At 70.8% G+C, this 16676-nt stretch carries 15 protein-coding genes; 13 read left to right on the forward strand and 2 right to left on the reverse strand.

What is annotated here, in order from left to right; all coding sequences use genetic code 11:
• The first annotated feature begins 45 nt into the window (after window positions 1–45).
• Entirely contained in the window at window positions 46–1746 is a 1701-nt protein-coding gene (locus FHS39_RS16815) for a threonine/serine exporter family protein (RefSeq protein WP_425507787.1), read from the forward strand.
• A 52-nt stretch (window positions 1747–1798) separates the two neighbouring features.
• Here the strand turns inward: FHS39_RS16815 and FHS39_RS16820 are convergent, their stop codons facing one another.
• Complete coding sequence (locus FHS39_RS16820; protein WP_045933001.1) at window positions 1799–2296, reverse strand: inorganic diphosphatase; 498 nt, start codon at window positions 2294–2296, stop codon at window positions 1799–1801.
• Window positions 2297–2382: 86 nt separating this feature from the next.
• On the opposite strand from FHS39_RS16820, the gene dacB reads away from it, so the two are divergent.
• The 6 genes from dacB (at window position 2383) to folE (ending at window position 9896) form a co-directional block, all read left to right on the forward strand.
• Window positions 2383–3849, forward strand: coding sequence for a D-alanyl-D-alanine carboxypeptidase/D-alanyl-D-alanine endopeptidase (gene dacB / locus FHS39_RS16825; protein ID WP_343069622.1), 1467 nt, complete (start codon window positions 2383–2385; stop codon window positions 3847–3849).
• Between the two features lie 67 nt (window positions 3850–3916).
• The gene (locus FHS39_RS16830) at window positions 3917–5035 is read left to right on the forward strand and encodes a zinc-dependent metalloprotease (protein WP_184350141.1); all 1119 of its coding nucleotides are present in this window, start codon (window positions 3917–3919) and stop codon (window positions 5033–5035) included.
• Between the two features lie 190 nt (window positions 5036–5225).
• Window positions 5226–6248: a tRNA lysidine(34) synthetase TilS gene (tilS, locus tag FHS39_RS16835; protein ID WP_045933003.1), complete on the forward strand. Its 1023-nt coding sequence runs from the start codon at window positions 5226–5228 to the stop codon at window positions 6246–6248.
• A gap of 90 nt (window positions 6249–6338) precedes the next feature.
• Window positions 6339–6878 (forward strand): hypoxanthine phosphoribosyltransferase, encoded by a 540-nt coding sequence (gene hpt, locus FHS39_RS16840; RefSeq protein ID WP_004940393.1) that lies wholly within the window; start codon window positions 6339–6341, stop codon window positions 6876–6878.
• Between the two features lie 260 nt (window positions 6879–7138).
• Complete coding sequence (gene ftsH / locus FHS39_RS16845; RefSeq protein ID WP_184350142.1) at window positions 7139–9166, forward strand: ATP-dependent zinc metalloprotease FtsH; 2028 nt, start codon at window positions 7139–7141, stop codon at window positions 9164–9166.
• 121 nt (window positions 9167–9287) lie between these two features.
• A complete protein-coding gene (gene folE / locus FHS39_RS16850; protein ID WP_184350143.1) occupies window positions 9288–9896 on the forward strand; it encodes a GTP cyclohydrolase I FolE in 609 nt (202 codons plus the stop codon).
• A 109-nt stretch (window positions 9897–10005) separates the two neighbouring features.
• On the opposite strand, the gene FHS39_RS16855 is transcribed toward folE, so the two are convergent.
• Window positions 10006–11118, reverse strand: a complete 1113-nt coding sequence (locus tag FHS39_RS16855; RefSeq protein WP_184350144.1) for an alpha/beta hydrolase — start codon at window positions 11116–11118, stop codon at window positions 10006–10008.
• A 170-nt stretch (window positions 11119–11288) separates the two neighbouring features.
• Between FHS39_RS16855 and FHS39_RS16860 the strand changes: the two genes are divergently transcribed.
• The 6 genes from FHS39_RS16860 to FHS39_RS16885 all read left to right on the forward strand — a co-directional run bounded on the left by FHS39_RS16860 (window position 11289) and on the right by FHS39_RS16885 (window position 16636).
• The gene (locus tag FHS39_RS16860; protein ID WP_184350145.1) at window positions 11289–13145 is read left to right on the forward strand and encodes a phosphatidylglycerol lysyltransferase domain-containing protein; all 1857 of its coding nucleotides are present in this window, start codon (window positions 11289–11291) and stop codon (window positions 13143–13145) included.
• Between the two features lie 299 nt (window positions 13146–13444).
• Entirely contained in the window at window positions 13445–14323 is an 879-nt protein-coding gene (gene folP, locus FHS39_RS16865; protein WP_045933007.1) for a dihydropteroate synthase, read from the forward strand.
• Entirely contained in the window at window positions 14320–14817 is a 498-nt protein-coding gene (locus FHS39_RS16870) for a nuclear transport factor 2 family protein (protein ID WP_184350146.1), read from the forward strand. Before folP ends, FHS39_RS16870 begins: the two co-directional genes overlap by 4 nt.
• 309 nt (window positions 14818–15126) lie before the next feature.
• Window positions 15127–15486: a dihydroneopterin aldolase gene (gene folB / locus FHS39_RS16875; RefSeq protein WP_045933009.1), complete on the forward strand. Its 360-nt coding sequence runs from the start codon at window positions 15127–15129 to the stop codon at window positions 15484–15486.
• Window positions 15483–16076, forward strand: a complete 594-nt coding sequence (gene folK / locus FHS39_RS16880) for a 2-amino-4-hydroxy-6-hydroxymethyldihydropteridine diphosphokinase (protein ID WP_045933010.1) — start codon at window positions 15483–15485, stop codon at window positions 16074–16076. The genes folB and folK overlap by 4 nt, the downstream gene beginning before the upstream one ends.
• Window positions 16077–16141: 65 nt before the next feature.
• Window positions 16142–16636: a DUF3180 family protein gene (locus tag FHS39_RS16885; protein WP_184350147.1), complete on the forward strand. Its 495-nt coding sequence runs from the start codon at window positions 16142–16144 to the stop codon at window positions 16634–16636.
• Window positions 16637–16676: the final 40 nt, after the last annotated feature.

A 16676-nucleotide genomic window follows, 5' to 3' on the forward strand; every position in this document is an offset into this window, starting at 1 on the left:
CCATCAGGCATCGTGGCCCTAGCAGGGCGGCGTATCGAGGAGTGCGTGGTGGCTGATCGGCAGCGGGGCGGCGACGCAAAAGACCCTGGCCGGGATCCGGACGAAGACCGCAAGCCGCCCTCCGACGAAGCGCACAGCGCCTTCACCCCGCCCCTCGGCGTGCCACTGCCGCCCCCGCCCGAGGAAGAGCACCCCACCTCCGAATTCGCGCTGCCCGAGGGGCTCGCGCCCGAGCCCTCGGAGGCCGAGCCCGAGCGGTCGGCCTTCACGCTCCCCGAGGGCACCACGGCCCCCTCCGGTTCCAGTACGACCCAGAGCACCGCCTACCCCGCCTTCACCCCGCCCTACGGCATACCCAAGGTCAGCCTCACGAAGGTGGAGATGCCCTGGCAGGACCGGATGCGCACCATGCTGCGCATGCCGCTGGCCGAGCGGCCCATGCCCGAGCGGCCGGGGAAGCCGGAGGCCGGGCCGCCCGTACCGCGCGTGCTCGACCTGACGCTGCGCATCGGCGAGCTGCTGCTCGCGGGCGGGGAGGGGGCCGAGGACGTCGAGGCCGCGATGTTCGGCGTCGCGCACGCGTACGGGCTCGGCCGCTGCGAGCCGACCGTCACCTTCACCCTGCTGACCGTCAGCTACCAGCCCTCGCTCGTCGACGACCCGGTCACCGCCAACCGCACGGTGCGGCGGCGCGGCACCGACTACACCCGGCTGAACGCCGTCTTCCGGCTCGTCCACGACATCACCACGCAGGGTCTGACCCTGGAGGAGGCGTACGGCCGGCTGGCCGAGATACGGCGCAACCGGCACCCGTACCCCGGCTGGGCGCTCACCGCGGCGTCCGGGCTGCTCGCCGGCGCGGCCAGCATGCTCGTGGGCGGCGGACTCGTGGTGTTCCTCGCGGCGGCGGCCGGGGCGATGCTCGGCGACCGGCTCGCGTGGCTGGCGGCGGGGCGCGGGCTGCCGGAGTTCTACCAGTTCGTGGCGGCCGCCATGCCGCCGGCCGCAATGGGTGTGGCGCTGAGCGCCAGCCACACGGCCGACGTCCAGGCCTCCGCGGTGATCACGGGCGGGCTGTTCGCGCTGATCCCCGGGCGGGCGCTCGTCGCGGGCGTACAGGACGGCCTGACCGGCTACTACATCACCGCCGCGGCCCGATTGCTCGAAGTCGGCTATCTGATCGTCGGGATCGTCTGCGGCGTGCTCGTCGTGCTCTACGGAGGCGTGCACATCGGCGGCGGGACGCTCAGCCCCGAGGCGGCGCTGAGACACCAGGAGCGGCCCGTCATCCAGATCATCGCGGCGATGCTGCTGGTCTTCGCCTTTGCGGTGCTGCTCCAGCAGGAACGTCACACCGTGTGGGTCGCGACGCTCAACGGCGGGGTCGCGTGGGTGGTCTACGGGGCCATGGCCGACACGATCAAGGCCGACCCGGTGCCCGCCACGGCCATCGCCGCCGGGCTCGTCGGCCTCTTCGGGCAGCTGATGGCGCGCTACCACCACGCGTCGGCGCTGCCGTACGTGACGGCGGCGATCGGGCCGCTGCTGCCCGGTAGTGCGGTCTACTTCGCGCTGCTGAACTTCGCGAAGAACGAGCTGAGCACCGGCATCTCCAGCCTCACCAAGGCGGCGGCGCTGGCGCTGGCCATCGCGATCGGAGTGAACCTCGGGAGCGAGATGTCCCGGATGTTCCTCAAGGTGCCGGGTGAGGTGCGGCGCGCAGCAAAGCGGACGCGCGGCTTCTAGTTGTACGAACAGTCGTACGAAGCCGCGCGTGCCGTCACCTCAAACAACCAGCTCAGTGGTGCGAGCCGCCCGCGGCCTCAAGGCGCTTGTAGGAGGCCTCGATCTCGGCCTCGGCCTCGGCGCGGCCGACCCAGTCGGCGCCCTCGACGGACTTGCCCGGCTCCAGGTCCTTGTAGACCTCGAAGAAGTGCTGGATCTCCAGGCGGTCGAACTCCGACACGTGGTGGATGTCGCGCAGGTGCTCCACGCGGGGGTCGTTCGCCGGGACGCAGAGCAGCTTGTCGTCGCCGCCGGCCTCGTCCGTCATGCGGAACATGCCGATGGCGCGGCACTTGATGAGGCAGCCCGGGAAGGTCGGCTCGTCGAGGATGACGAGCGCGTCCAGCGGGTCGCCGTCCTCACCGAGGGTGTTCTCGACGAAGCCGTAGTCGGCCGGGTAGCTGGTCGAGGTGAAGAGTCGGCGGTCCAGACGGATGCGACCGGTCTCGTGGTCCACCTCGTACTTGTTCCGCGAACCCTTCGGGATCTCGATGGTGACGTCGAACTCCACGGGTGGCTCCTTCATGATCAACACATACGTCTGGTGATTAAGTGTCCCCCACGCAGGTGTGTGGTGGCGAAAGGGGCTGGTCCGTGGTGCCTGAGGCCGGGCGGTGGCAGATCAGGTGGTGGCGGAACGCCCCCGAGGCACAGCGCCGGACCGTGCGGTTCGTCGCCGTCTCCGCCGTGGCCGGGCTCGTGGTGGCGACCGGCGCCGTGCTGGCCGCCGGTCCCTGGGACTCAGGTCAGCGTAAGGCCGAACGGGCACGGGCCGCCGCAGCTCCGCGGGCGGGTGGCGAGCATCACGCCGGGCATGTCATATCCGCCGCGCCGCCGGTCCTCGCCCCCCTCGGCGGAGCGGGTGCGGCCGGGGGGCAGGAGCCGACGCGGGACGGGCTCGCCGCGACGCTGGAACCGCTCCTGACGGCTTCCGCACTGGGCCCCGAGCGCTCGGCGTCCGTCTTCGACGCGGCGACGGGGCAGAAGCTCTACGGGTCCGGGTCGGACACCGCGTACACGCCCGCCTCCACGATCAAGCTGGCGACGGCGACGGCGGCGCTCGCCGCGCTGGGGCCGGAGCACCGGATCGAGACGGCGGTGGTCCGCGAGGGTGAGGGGATCGTGCTCGTCGGCGGGGGCGACCCGACGCTGACGGTGCAGTCCCAGAAGGGCGACGGGCCGCGCTTCGCGAGCCTCGCCGAGCTGGCGGACGCGACGGTGCGGGCGCTGAAGGGGCGCGGCGTCTCGCACACGACGCTGGGGTACGACGCCTCGCGCTACTCCGGGCCCGCCATGCACCCCATCGGCCCGAACGAGAACCTCGCGCCCGTCAGCGCGCTGATGGTCGACGAGGGCCGGATGGACGACTCGGACCACGGGCCCGCCGAGCGCACGGCGGAGCCGGCGGCGGACGCGGCGCGGAAGTTCGCGGCGATGCTGCGGGAGCGGGGCGTCGCGGTGGACGGGGACCCCGCCGAGGCGCGGGCGGGCGCGGGGGCGCAGCGCGTCGCGTCGGTGGCGTCGGCTCCGCTGTCCGCGCTGGTCGAGCGCGCGCTGACGAACAGTGACAACGACATCGCGGAGGCGCTGGCCCGGCAGACGGCGCTGGCGTCCGGGGCGTCGGCCGACTTCGAGGGCGCGGCGAAGGCGGCGACGGCGGGGCTGACGAAGCTCGGCCTGCCGATGGCGGGCGTGCACTTGGCGGACGGCAGTGGCCTGGACCGTACGGACCAGGCGTCGGCGGACTTCCTGGCCGAGCTGCTCGCGCGGGCGGCGGACCCGCGTCGTCCGGAGCTGCGGCCGGTGCTGACGGGGCTTCCGGTGGCGGGCTTCACGGGGACCCTGAAGGAGCGCTACTCGGGGGACGACGGGGCGGCGCGCGGCGTGGTGCGGGCCAAGACGGGGACTCTGACCGGGGTGAACACGCTCGCGGGGACCGTGGTGGACGCATCGGGGCGGCTGCTGACGTTCGCCTTCATGACGTCCGGGACGACGGATCCCGACGGGGCGCAGCGGGCGCTGGACCGGCTGGCCACGGGTGTGGCGGGGTGCGGGTGCCACTGACCTCAAGCTGCGCCCCCCGCGCCCGTAGGCCTCACTCCCCGGAGGGCGTTGCACGTACCGTGAAGCCATGACGAGCGTCGGTGGCACGGAGATGGTCGACTGGAAGCTCGCGGTGGCGACCGCGGTCCGGCTCGTGAAGCCGGGTCCCGAGGTGAGCCGGGACGAGGCGCGGGAGGTGGTCGCCGAGCTGCGGCGGCACGCGAAGGCGTCCGAGGAGCACGTCCGGGGGTTCACCCGGATGGTGCCGGCGGCAGAGGGGGGCGATACACCCGTTCTGGTCGTGGACCGGGCGGGGTGGGTCAAGGCGAACGTAGAGGGCTTCCGGGCCGTCCTGGGCCCGTTGCTGACGAAGATGCAGGACCGGCGGGCCGGGCTGCCGGGCGGCGCGGTGCTGGGGGCGGTGGGCGGCAAGGTGACGGGCGTGGAGCTCGGCATGCTGCTGTCGTTCCTGGCCTCGCGGGTGCTGGGGCAGTACGAGACCTTCGCCCCCGTCGTCGGGGAGCTGTCCGGCTCCGCCACGGGGCGCCTGCTGCTGGTGGCGCCGAACATCGTGCAGATCGAGCGGGAGCTCGAAGTCGACCCGCACGACTTCAGGCTGTGGGTGTGCCTGCACGAGGAGACGCACCGCACGCAGTTCACGGCGGTGCCCTGGCTCCGGGACCACATCGAGAGCGAGATCCAGGCGTTCCTCGGCGAGACCGAGGTCGACCCGGCCACGCTGCTGGAGCGCATCCGGGAGGCGGTGCAGTCGCTCGGGGGCGGCAGGCCGCCGGAGGAGGGCGGTGGTGGCCGCAGCATCGTGGAGCTGGTGCAGACGCCCGCCCAGCGGGAGATCCTGGGCCGGCTGACGGCCGTGATGTCGCTCCTGGAGGGGCACGCGGACTACGTGATGGACGGGGTCGGGCCGCGCGTCGTGCCGAGCGTGGTCGACATCCGGGAGAAATTCCAGAAGCGGCGGGCCAGCGGTGCGGGCCGTCTGGACGCGGCGCTGCGCAAGCTGCTGGGACTGGACGCCAAACTGCGGCAGTACCGTGATGGGGAACGCTTCGTGCGGGCGGTCGTCGACGAGGTCGGCATGGAGGGTTTCAACCGGGTCTGGACGTCCCCGAACACCCTTCCTACCAAGGTTGAGATCGCCAAACCGGCGGACTGGGTCGCACGGGTGCACGGACGGACCGACGCGTGACGCGGTCACGCCCTGTACCGGATGAACGCTCCCGTAATCACCCGTCCGAGGGACCGTGTGCCAAGGGTGGGCGTGCGATGCTCGGGTAACGGCTCGCCTCTGTCACCATCGACGCACGCAGCGTGACGGAAACCCGGGGCCCGCAAGGCTCCGGGACCCCCCTCCGAATGGAACGATTGGACACACGGACATGGGTCCACACCCCGCGGTCGCGGCGATACGCCTGGCGGTCCGCCGCGTACTCCACGACGTCCTCACCCTGGCACCGCCTGCTTCCGTACCCAGCGCGGCCGGGGACCGGCCGCCGCTCGTGCTCGTCGCCTGTTCCGGCGGCGCCGACTCCATGGCCCTCGCCTCCGCGCTCGCCTTCGAGGCGCCCCGGCTCGGCGTCCGGGCCGGCGGCGTCACCGTCGACCACGGCCTCCAGCAGGGCTCCGAGCTCCGCGCCGCCGAGGTCGTCAGCCGCCTCGCCGCCTTCGACCTGGACCCCGTCGAAGCCGTACGGGTCGAGGTCGGCCGCGACGGCGGCCCCGAGGCGGCCGCCCGTGACGCACGCTACGCCGCTTTGGACGCCGTCGCAGACCGGTACGGCGCCGCCGCGATCCTGCTCGGCCACACCCGCGACGACCAGGCGGAGACCGTGCTGCTGGGCCTGGCCCGCGGCTCCGGCATCCGCTCCCTCTCCGGCATGGCCGTCGCCTCCGGCGCCGGCGGCCGCTACCGCAGGCCCTTCCTGGGCCTGGACCGGCAGACCGCCCGGAAGGCCTGCATGGTCCAGTCGCTCCCTGTCTGGGACGACCCGCACAACGCCGACCCGGCCTACACCCGCTCCCGCGTCCGCCACGAGGCCCTCCCCGTCCTGGAGAAAGCCCTGGGCAAGGGCGTGGTCGAGGCCCTCGCCCGCACCGCCCAGCTCTCCCGCGACGATGCCGACGCCCTCGACTCCTGGGCCGCCGCCGTCGAGCCCTCCGTACGCGATGATTCGGGCGACCTGGAGGTCGCCAAGCTCTTTGCTCTTCCGCCCGCCGTGCGCCGCCGGGTGCTGCGCCGCGCGGCCATCGAGGCGGGTTCTCCGGCCGGTTCGCTCTTCGCCCGGCACCTGGAGGAAGTCGACCGGCTGATCACCGGATGGCGTGGTCAGGGGGCCATCAACCTGCCCGGGCGCGTCGCGGTTCGCAGGCAGGGTGGCAGACTGGTGCTTCGGCAGGGCTGATTCGAACGGGGCCGAGCGCGTCCCGGCTGGCCTTCCAGAAGCCAGATGAGCCTTAAACAAGCGAGAGTGGCGCGGGTGGACGAGAAGGACATGGGCACCGACCTGAAGTCGGTGCTCATCACCAAGGAAGAGATCGACGCGAAGCTGGCGGAGCTGGCCGCGAAGATCGACGCGGAGTACGCGGGCAAGGATCTGCTCATCGTCGGCGTCCTCAAGGGCGCCGTCATGGTGATGGCGGACCTGGCGCGCGCCCTGTCCAACCCGGTCACCATGGACTGGATGGCGGTCTCCTCCTACGGAGCGGGCACCCAGTCCTCCGGTGTGGTGCGGATCCTCAAGGACCTCGACACCGACATCAAGGGCAAGCACGTCCTGATCGTCGAGGACATCATCGACTCCGGGCTTACTCTTTCGTGGCTGCTGTCGAACCTCGGTTCCCGCGAGCCGGCGTCGCTCAATGTCGTGACGCTGCTGCGCAAGCCGGAGGCGGCCAAGGTCGCCATCGACGTGAAGTGGGTCGGCTTCGACATTCCCAACGAGTTCGTCGTCGGTTACGGTCTCGACTTCGCGGAGAAATACCGCAACCTGCCCTTCGTGGGCACGCTCGCGCCGCACGTCTACGGCGGCTGAGCACCCCCGGCCCTTGGACGGGCCCCTTCCGGCGGGCGGGAACCGAACCCGGTTTCCCGCCGTTGGAGCATGCGAGGGCGGGTTTGTTGACCGTCCGCAGCGGCGTCGGGTGACAATGCTGGGGTACCGTCCGAAGGTCAGTCTTTTCAAGCATTGTTTTTCTGCAAGGTCGAGCAGGACACCGCATGCACAGGCGCCCCAATCAGGGGTCGCCGTGCCTCACTGTGGCAGGAGGGACGGGGCGCTCGCGCCCCGTATGGATGGACGTGAAGCGCTACTTCCGTGGGCCGGTCATGTGGATCGTGCTGGCCGTCCTCGCCGTGGTCGTGTTGATGCAGGTCGTCGGCTCGTCCGGCGGCTACAAGTCGGTGGACACCAGTCAGGTCGTGCATGCGATCGACAAGAACCTGGTGAAGTCGGCCGAGCTGACGACCGGCGACGAGAACAAGATCAAGGTCGAGCTCGTCGACGGTCAGAAGATCAAGGGCAGCAGCAAGGTCCAGGCGAACTACATCGGCGACCAGGGCGTGGAGATCTCCAAGGATCTCCAGGCCAAGGCCGATGACGACGACCCCAAGACGCTCCCCGAGGGCTACAACGTCTCGACGTCGAAGCAGAACCCCTTCATCGGGGTGCTGCTCTCGCTGCTGCCGTTCGTGCTCATCGTCGTCGTCTTCCTGTTCCTGATGAATCAGATGCAGGGCGGCGGCTCCCGGGTCATGAACTTCGGGAAGTCCAAGGCCAAGCTGATCACCAAGGACACCCCCAAGACGACCTTCGCCGACGTGGCCGGGTCCGACGAGGCGGTCGAGGAGCTCCACGAGATCAAGGAGTTCCTGCAGGAGCCGGCGAAGTTCCAGGCCGTCGGCGCCAAGATCCCCAAGGGTGTGCTGCTCTACGGCCCGCCCGGCACCGGCAAGACCCTGCTCGCGCGCGCCGTCGCCGGCGAGGCGGGCGTGCCGTTCTACTCGATCTCCGGCTCCGACTTCGTCGAGATGTTCGTCGGTGTGGGCGCCTCCCGGGTCCGTGACCTGTTCGAGCAGGCCAAGGCCAACGCCCCCGCCATCGTCTTCGTCGACGAGATCGACGCCGTCGGCCGGCACCGCGGCGCGGGCCTCGGCGGCGGCCACGACGAGCGCGAGCAGACGCTCAACCAGCTGCTCGTCGAGATGGACGGTTTCGACGTCAAGGGCGGCGTCATCCTGATCGCGGCCACCAACCGCCCGGACATCCTCGACCCGGCGCTGCTGCGCCCGGGCCGCTTCGACCGGCAGATCGCCGTCGACCGCCCCGACATGCAGGGCCGTCTGGAGATCCTCAAGGTCCACCAGAAGGGCAAGCCGGTCGCCCCGGACGTCGACCTCGCGGCCGTCGCCCGTCGGACCCCCGGCTTCACCGGTGCCGATCTGTCCAACGTGCTGAACGAGGCCGCCCTGCTGACGGCCCGCAGCGACCGCAAGCTGATCGACAACCACATGCTGGACGAGGCGATCGACCGTGTCGTGGCCGGACCGCAGAAGCGGACCCGGATCATGAGCGACAAGGAGAAGAAGATCACCGCGTACCACGAGGGCGGTCACGCCCTGGTCGCGGCGGCCTCCCCGAACTCCGACCCGGTTCACAAGATCACGATCCTGTCCCGCGGCCGTGCGCTGGGCTACACCATGGTCCTGCCCGACGAGGACAAGTACTCGACCACGCGCAACGAGATGCTCGACCAGCTGGCCTACATGCTGGGCGGCCGCGCGGCCGAGGAGCTCGTCTTCCACGACCCGACCACCGGTGCTGCCAACGACATCGAGAAGGCCACCGCCACGGCCCGCGCGATGGTCACGCAGTACGGCATGACCGAGCGGCTCGGCGCGATCAAGTTCGGCTCCGACAACTCCGAGCCCTTCCTGGGCCGCGAGATGTCGCACCAGCGGGATTACTCCGAAGAGGTCGCCGCGCTGGTCGACGAAGAGGTCAAGAAGCTCATCGAGACCGCGCACAACGAGGCGTGGGAAATCCTCGTCGAGAACCGCGACGTGCTCGACAACCTCGTTCTGGCGCTCCTGGAGAAGGAGACGCTGAACAAGGAGGAGATCGCCGAGGTCTTCAAGCACATCGTGAAGCGCCCGGCCCGCCCGGCGTGGACCGGTTCCTCGCGCCGTACGCCCTCCACCCGCCCGCCGGTGCTCTCCCCGAAGGAGCTCACCCCGACCAACAACACCGCCGCCAACAACGGTGCTGCCCCGGTCGACTCGGTGGAGCTGCGCAAGGACGGCTCCGGCACCCCGGAGAGCTGACAGTCCGGCCCGAGAGGGCCCGGAATGGATGCCGCGTTCCCCAGGTTTTAGCCTTGGGGGCGCGGCATCGCGCTTTTCAGGGGCCGCGCCGGTGCGTACGTACGAGGAACGAGGCAACTCCATGACCGACCCGGTGACGCTGGACGCCCTGCGCTCCGTTGGGGAATTCGACGAGAAACGGGCCGAGAACGCCGTCCGTGAGCTGCTGATAGCGGTCGGAGAGGACCCCGACCGAGAGGGGCTGCGCGAAACGCCGGCCCGGGTGGCGCGCGCCTACAAGGAGATATTCGCCGGCTTGCGCCAGGAGCCGGAGGACGTGCTGACCACGACCTTCGACCTGGGGCACGACGAAATGGTGCTGGTGCGCGACATCGAGGTGTACAGCACCTGCGAGCACCACCTGGTGCCCTTCCACGGCGTGGCACACGTGGGCTACATCCCCGCGACGAGCGGCAAGATCACGGGTCTGTCGAAGCTGGCCCGGCTGGTGGACGTCTTCGCCCGCCGCCCGCAGGTGCAGGAGCGGCTGACCACGCAGATCGCCGACTCCCTGATGGAGATCCTCGAGCCGCGCGGCGTCGTCGTGGTGGTCGAGTGCGAGCACATGTGCATGTCGATGCGCGGCATCCGCAAGCCCGGCGCCAAGACGCTGACCTCCGCGGTCCGCGGGCAGCTGCGCGACTCGGCGACGCGCGCCGAGGCGATGAGCCTGATCATGGCCTCCCGCTAGGGCGCACGCCCTGCGGCTTGCGTCTCTGCGGACGTACCGGAAACGGAAACGGCCCGCCGGAAATCGGCGGGCCGGGGAGCTCTCGTGCGGCGCTCGCCGCGCGGAGAGGTCAGGCGACGAGGCGGCTGCCCATCCACGTGAGGGTGGGGTTCAGCTCACGGCGCCAGGTGTTGAAGTTGTGGCCACCGCTGTCGAGGATCATCGACGAGACGCGGGTGGGGGACTTCGCGGCCAGACCGATGAACTTCATCGTGTCCTTGTAGTTGTGCTCGCCCTTCTTGCTGCTGGTGACCAGCACGGAGATGGGCGGCAGCTCCTTGTTCTTCAGGCGCCACATCAGGTCGTTCTCGTTCTCCAGCTGCTTGCTGCCGCCGAAGAGGCTGCCCGTGGTGGGGTCCTGCGGGGCCTTGTAGTAGCCGGAGAGCGAGGCTGCGGCGGAGTACGAGTCCGGGTGGCGCATCGCGATCTTCAGGGCGCAGTAGCCGCCGGTCGAGTCGCCGATCATGCCCCAGTTCGCGGCCTTGTCGCCGACGCGGTACTGCTGGGAGATGGCCTTGCGCAGGTCCTTGGCGAAGAACGTCTCGGTCTGGGGGCCGTTGGGTATGTCCATGCACTCCGTGTCCCGGGGCGGGGCCACGGTCGGCCGCATCATCACCAGGACGGTGGGCTGCATCTTCTTGTCCTTGGCCAGCTTGTGCGCGCGCACCGGGTAGTCGAGACCCTTGATCAGCGCCTCCGCGGTGCCCGGGTAGCCGGTCAGCACGACGGACGCGGGAAAGGTCTTGTTGGCGTACTCGGGCTGAAAGTACTCGGGCGGCAGGTAGACGTAGGCCGGGCTGTTGATCTTCGAGTCCGGGCCCGCGATGTTGATCTTCTCGATCTTGCCGCCGACGCGGGGGACGTTGCCCCGGGGGACCTTCACGGCCTGGATGCCGACGACCTGCACCCGCTTGCCCGCGGCGCTGTGGTCGACGACCACGCCTTCGTCCTTGACCTGGCCGAAGAGGTCGGCCCAGGAGCCGTAGAAGCCGAAGGACTGGTTCGCCCACAGGCCGATCGCGGCGAACAGGGAGATCTGGGTGGCCAGCAGCATGCCCACCCGTCCCGCGACCGAACCGAAGCCCTTCTTGCCCAGCCGGGGCCAGAGCCAAATGGTCAATCCGAAGAGCACGACTGCCGCCGCTATGGCGAGCAGAAGTACTGCCATGCTGGTGAGACCCATGAGGTGCTTTCTGCCGAGCGACTCGGCGCCGAGTCGCGGAATGGTTACTTCTTTCCGGGCTCGGCCCCCCGCGGAACCTCAACCCCGAATCCGTCGTCCTACAGGGCGCACATTGTCCGGGCGCTGCCGCCAGATGGCGCACGTCCACTCGCCATGGACGACGGGAAGAGATGTCTGTCAGGGTAGATGCCAAAAAGTCCGACGAGGTTCCTTCGGGGCCTAAGTGGCTGTCGGTGCTTGCGCGTATCGTCAAGGGACCCAAACCCGAGAACGTACCTGCCGTCGTCGGCACCGTGGGAGCCTTCATCGGCCTCGCCGACATAGCGGCCGGCGTCATCCCCAGGTTCCGGTGGAGCAGGGTGCACGCCCTCTCCGAGGTGCTGCCCGGCTCGGTGACCCAGCTGGCCGCGGCCGGCTCGATCATCGTCGGCATCCTGCTGCTGATGCTGGCCCACGGCCTCAAGCGTGCCAAGCAGCAGGCCTGGCTGGCCGCCGTGATCCTGCTGCCGATCGGTGCTGCCGCACAGGCGCTCTACCGGCACTCGCACATCGGGGCGGTCCTCTCCCTGCTGCTCTTCGTCTACCTGCTGCGGCACAGGAAGTCCTTCCTGGCGCTTCCGGACCCGCGCAGCCGCTGGAAGGCGCTGGCCAACTTCATCCTCATGGGCGGGGCCAGCTTCGGCCTCGGCTGGGTGATCGTCGGCTCCCATGCCGACAAGATGGTCGGCGACCCGCCGGTGATCGAGCAGATCGAGCACGTCATATGGGGCCTCTTCGGCTTCGAGGGCTCGATCCGCTACACCGACCACGTCGACTACACCGTCGGCTACTCGCTGGGCGCCCTCGGTCTGCTGACCGTCGCCACCACCGCGTACCTGGCCTTCCGCCCGGCGTACCCGGCGGCCGTCCTCACCGAGGAGGACGAGGACCGGCTGCGCGAGCTGCTCGCCAAGCACGGCGAGCGCGACTCGCTCGGCCACTTCGCGCTGCGCCGTGACAAGAGCGTCGTCTTCTCGCCCTCCGGCAAGGCCGCGGTCTCCTACCGCGTCGTCTCCGGCGTGATGCTCGCCAGTGGTGACCCCATCGGTGACGTCGAGGCGTGGCCGGGCGCGATCGAGCAGTTCATGGAGCTGGCCAAGCGGCACTCCTGGACCCCCGCCGTCGCCGGCTGCAGCGAGACCGGCGGTGAGGTGTGGGCCCGCGAGACCGGGCTGGACGCCCTGGAGATGGGCGACGAGGCGATCGTCGACGTGGCCGACTTCAGCCTGAGCGGCCGTTCCATGCGCAACGTCCGCCAGATGGTCAAGCGCATCGAGCGCAACGGCTACACCACCAAGGTCCGCCGTGTCGGCGACCTGAACGCCGAAGAGCTCGAGGCCGTCCAGAAGGCCGCCAACGCCTGGCGCGACACCGAGGACGAGCGCGGCTTCTCCATGGCCCTGGGCCGGATCGGCGACCCCAAGGACCTGGACGCCATCATCGCCACCGCCCACAAGGACCCGGAGGAGGGCGAGGAGCCCAGCCCCTTCGGCGACCTCAAGGCCATGCAGCACTACGTGCCGTGGGGCAAGGACGGCAGCTCGCTGGAGCTGATGCGCCGCGACCGCAGCGCCGACCCGGGCATGAACGAGCTGCTGATCGTCGCCTTCCTGCAGGCCGCGCCCGACCTGGACGTCAAGCGCATGTCGCTGAACTTCGCGTTCTTCCGCTCCGCCCTGGAGCGCGGCAGCAAGCTGGGCGCGGGCCCGGTGGTGCGCGTGCAGCGCACGGCGCTGATCTTCCTCTCGCGCTGGTTCCAGATCGAGTCGCTGTACAAGTTCAACGAGAAGTTCCGGCCGCGCTGGGAGCCGCGCTTCGTGGTCTTCCCCAACAGCCGTGACCTGCCGCGCATCGGCTTCGCGATGATGCAGGCGGAGGGCTTCCTGGAGCTGCCGCGCCTGATGCGCCGCCGCCCGGCCCACCTGAAGTCGGTCGACCAGGCCGATGACGCGCTGGAGGCGCAGGCGGAGGTCACCCGCGCGGCGTGACCTGGCGAGACGCATGACGAGCAGGCCCTTCCCGGACACGGTCCGGGGAGGGCCTGCCCGCTTGTGGCCCGCGAGCGGCATGCCTTCGGCTGTACGCCCCCAGGGCGTGTCCGATGGGTCAGCACAGGCCCTGCGACCCCTGGCACGGCACCTCGCTGCGTTGTCGCACGACCCGAGTACGCCCAGTACGCGGGTCATGCTCCGCCTTGCGATGCTCCCCCGGCTACCGCTGGGAGGTGCCCCCAGCGCCAGACGCCGCGGGGCCCGCGACCCATCGGACACGCCCTAGGCTGGTTGGCATGAGTACGCTGCGCGGCCGCCTGGGGCCGGTCGGACTGCCCGAGTGGGACCGCTGTGCCGTGATGGGCGTGGTCAACGTCACGCCCGACTCGTTCTCGGACGGCGGCCGCTGGTTCGACACCACCGCGGCGGTGAAACGGGGGCTCGACCTCGTGGCCGCCGGTGCCGACATGGTCGACGTGGGCGGGGAGTCCACCCGGCCGGGCGCGTCGCGGGTCGACGAGAACGAGGAGCTGCGCCGGGTCGTCCCCGTGGTGCGCGAGCTGGCGGCGGAGGGCGCGGTGGTGTCCGTCGACACCATGCGCGCCGCGGTCGCCGAGGCGGCCGTCGAGGCGGGCGCGGTGCTGGTCAACGACGTGAGCGGCGGGCTCGCAGACCCCGCGATGGTGGGCGTGGTGGCCACGGCCGGGGTGCCGTTCGTGGTGATGCACTGGCGCGGTTTCAGCGCCGACATGAACAGCCGGGCGGTCTACGGGGACGTCTACGGCGAGGTCCTCGCCGAGCTCCGGGAGCGGGTGGACACGGTGGTCGCCGCCGGCGTCGACCCCGCGCGGATCGTGGTGGACCCCGGGCTGGGGTTCGCCAAGAACGCCGAGCAGGACCTGGCGCTGGTGGCCCGCCTGGGCAGGCTGCGCCGGGATCTGGAGCTGCCCATGCTGGTGGCCGCCTCGCGCAAGCGGTTCCTGGGCCGGGTGCTGGCCGGCCCCGAGGGCGAACCACCGCCGGCCCGGGAGCGGGACGCGGCGACGGCCGCGGTCTCGGCGATCGCGGCGCGCGAGGGCGCCTGGGCGGTCCGGGTGCACGAGGTGCGGGCGAGCGCCGACGCCGTACGCGTCGTACGCGCCGTCGAGGGCGCGGGCGCCGGGGAGGTCCGGTGACCTCCGCCCCTACGGACAGCGAGCGGGTCGAGCTCGCGAACACCGCCCTGTACGAGGCGATGGAGCGCGGCGACACGGCGGCCATGGACCGGCTCTGGCTGAACGAGCCCGGCGCCGACGTCTCCTGCGTCCACCCCGGGTGGCCGGTGCTCCGGGGCCGCAGCGAGGTGCTCCGCTCGTATGCGCTGATCATGGCGAGCACCGACTACATCCAGTTCTTCCTGACCGACGTCGAGGTGTCGGTGAACGGCGACACCGCGCTGGTCACCTGCACGGAGAACATCCTCAGCGGCGGTCCGGCCGAGAACGAGGGCGAGCTGGGGCCGCTGGTGGGCCAGCTGGTGGTGGCCACCAATGTCTTCCGGCGGTCCGGGGACGAGTGGAAGGTGTGGTCCCACCACGGCTCGCCCGTGCTGGCCGGGCGGGAGGACGACGAGGACGACGCGCCCGGTGCGGAGGGCGACGGAGCGGGGCCGGCCGAACCGACGGTGTGACGAGGGTGACGTGTGAGGTCGCCTACGCCCATTGGCGTCAGTGTGACGCGTCAGGGGGAAGCCTTCGGCTCCACTCGTTCGGGCTGCGTACGGGGCGGGTAGGGGTGGAGCACGGGGTCATCGGGTAAGCGCGGCGGAAGCCGACCGGTGCGGGCGGCACGCCCGCCCGCGGCACCCGCGGACGAGCGTTGTCGGTGCTCGCAGGTAGATTCGAAGGCGGGTAACCCGGCCGAAGGCAGGGTCGGGCGGTGCGCCGGCGGTGGCCGGGGCGCTCCCGGACACCACCGACAACCAGCAGGAGTGATTCGTGTGGATCGTGTCGCGCTGCGCGGCTTGAAGGCTCGCGGGCACCACGGGGTCTTCCCCCGGGAGCGCGAGGAGGGTCAGACCTTCATCGTGGACCTGGTGCTGAGCCTGGACACGCGGGCTGCCGCGGCCGACGACGACCTCGCGAAGACCGTGCACTACGGCATCGTGGCGGAGGAGGTCGTCGGCATCGTCGAGGGCGAGCCGGTCGACCTGATCGAAACCCTTGCCGAGCGGATCGCCCAGCAGTGCCTCAAGCACGATCCGGTGCGGGAGGTCGAGGTCGTCGTGCACAAGCCGGACGCCCCGATCACCGTGCCTTTCGACGATGTGACCGTAACGATCACCCGGAGCCGAGTATGAGCAGCAGCGACCCGACCGTGCAGCCGGTGCCCGCCTCCGTGGTGGAGCAGGTGGACGCCGCCGATGTCACGCTGAGCAACCCCAAACGAGCCGTGATCTCCCTTGGCAGCAATCTGGGCAACCGCCTGGAGACGCTCCAGGGAGCGATCGACGCACTGGAGGACACGCCGGGCCTGCGGGTCAAGGCGGTGTCCCCGGTCTACGAGACGGAGCCGTGGGGCGTGGATCCCGGCTCCCAGCCCTCGTACTACAACGCGGTGGTGCTGGTGAAGACCACGCTGCCGCCGCAGTCCCTGCTGGAGCGCGGGCACGCGATCGAGGAGGCGTTCGAGCGGGTGCGCGACGAGCGCTGGGGTCCCCGCACGCTCGACGTGGACATCGTCACCTACCAGGACGTCGTCTCCGACGACCCGGTGCTGACCCTGCCGCACCCGCGGGTGCACGAGCGCGCCTTCGTGCTGGTGCCGTGGCACGACGTCGAGCCGGAGGCCGTTGTTCCGGGCCGTGGCGCGGTGGCCGACCTGCTGGCCGAGATGGGCCGCGAGGGTGTGGCCGTGCGGTCCGACCTGGAACTCCGGCTGCCCGAGTAGGCGTTCTGCGGGGGCAGACCTTTGAAGACCAGGATGATCACGCGACGACGAGGGGCGACGGCTCGGTGAAGCAACTTCGGATCGGGGTGCTGGCCGGGCTGTTCGCCGTGGCCGGCGTGCTGTCGTGGGCCGGGGCGCGGCTGTGGGACTCCTTCGGGACCCTGCCCAGCGTGCCGGTGGCGGCTCCGATCGTGCTGGCGGTCATCGCCGTCGTCCTGTTCGCGACGGCGCTGTCGTTGCGCGCGCGGCTGCGGGCCCAGCGGGAGCGGCGGCCGGGGGCGAAGGGCGTCGATCCGCTGCTGGCCGCCCGTGCGGTCGTTTTCGGCCAGGCGAGTGCGCTGGTCGCCTCGCTGGTCGCGGGGATGTACGGCGGGGTGGGCGTCTTCCTCGGCCTGGACGGCCTGGAGGCCTCGGCCCGGCGCGACCAGGTGATCTATGCGGGGACGTCCGTCCTGGCAGGGGCCTGCGTGGTGGCGGCGGCCTTCTTCATGGAGCGCGTCTGCAAGCTGCCGGAAGACGACGAGGAAAACGGCGACGGCCCAGACGCGTCACGCGCCTGAGGCGTGTCCGGTGGGTCGGTGCGGGGCCTGTGCTGACCCA

Source organism: Streptomyces olivoverticillatus (genome assembly GCF_014203555.1).
GTDB lineage: Bacteria > Actinomycetota > Actinomycetes > Streptomycetales > Streptomycetaceae > Streptomyces > Streptomyces olivoverticillatus.

Coding starts and splice junctions, on each gene's coding strand:
- hpt (WP_004940393.1), top strand. CDS start 6,339: ATGGGCACCGACCTGAAGTCGGTGCTCATCACCAAGGAAGAGATCGAC.
- FHS39_RS16860 (WP_184350145.1), top strand. CDS start 11,289: ATGTCTGTCAGGGTAGATGCCAAAAAGTCCGACGAGGTTCCTTCGGGG.
- FHS39_RS16855 (WP_184350144.1), bottom strand. CDS start 11,118: ATGGGTCTCACCAGCATGGCAGTACTTCTGCTCGCCATAGCGGCGGCA.
- folK (WP_045933010.1), top strand. CDS start 15,483: ATGAGCAGCAGCGACCCGACCGTGCAGCCGGTGCCCGCCTCCGTGGTG.
- ftsH (WP_184350142.1), top strand. CDS start 7,139: ATGGACGTGAAGCGCTACTTCCGTGGGCCGGTCATGTGGATCGTGCTG.
- FHS39_RS16830 (WP_184350141.1), top strand. CDS start 3,917: ATGACGAGCGTCGGTGGCACGGAGATGGTCGACTGGAAGCTCGCGGTG.
- tilS (WP_045933003.1), top strand. CDS start 5,226: ATGGGTCCACACCCCGCGGTCGCGGCGATACGCCTGGCGGTCCGCCGC.
- folP (WP_045933007.1), top strand. CDS start 13,445: ATGAGTACGCTGCGCGGCCGCCTGGGGCCGGTCGGACTGCCCGAGTGG.
- folE (WP_184350143.1), top strand. CDS start 9,288: ATGACCGACCCGGTGACGCTGGACGCCCTGCGCTCCGTTGGGGAATTC.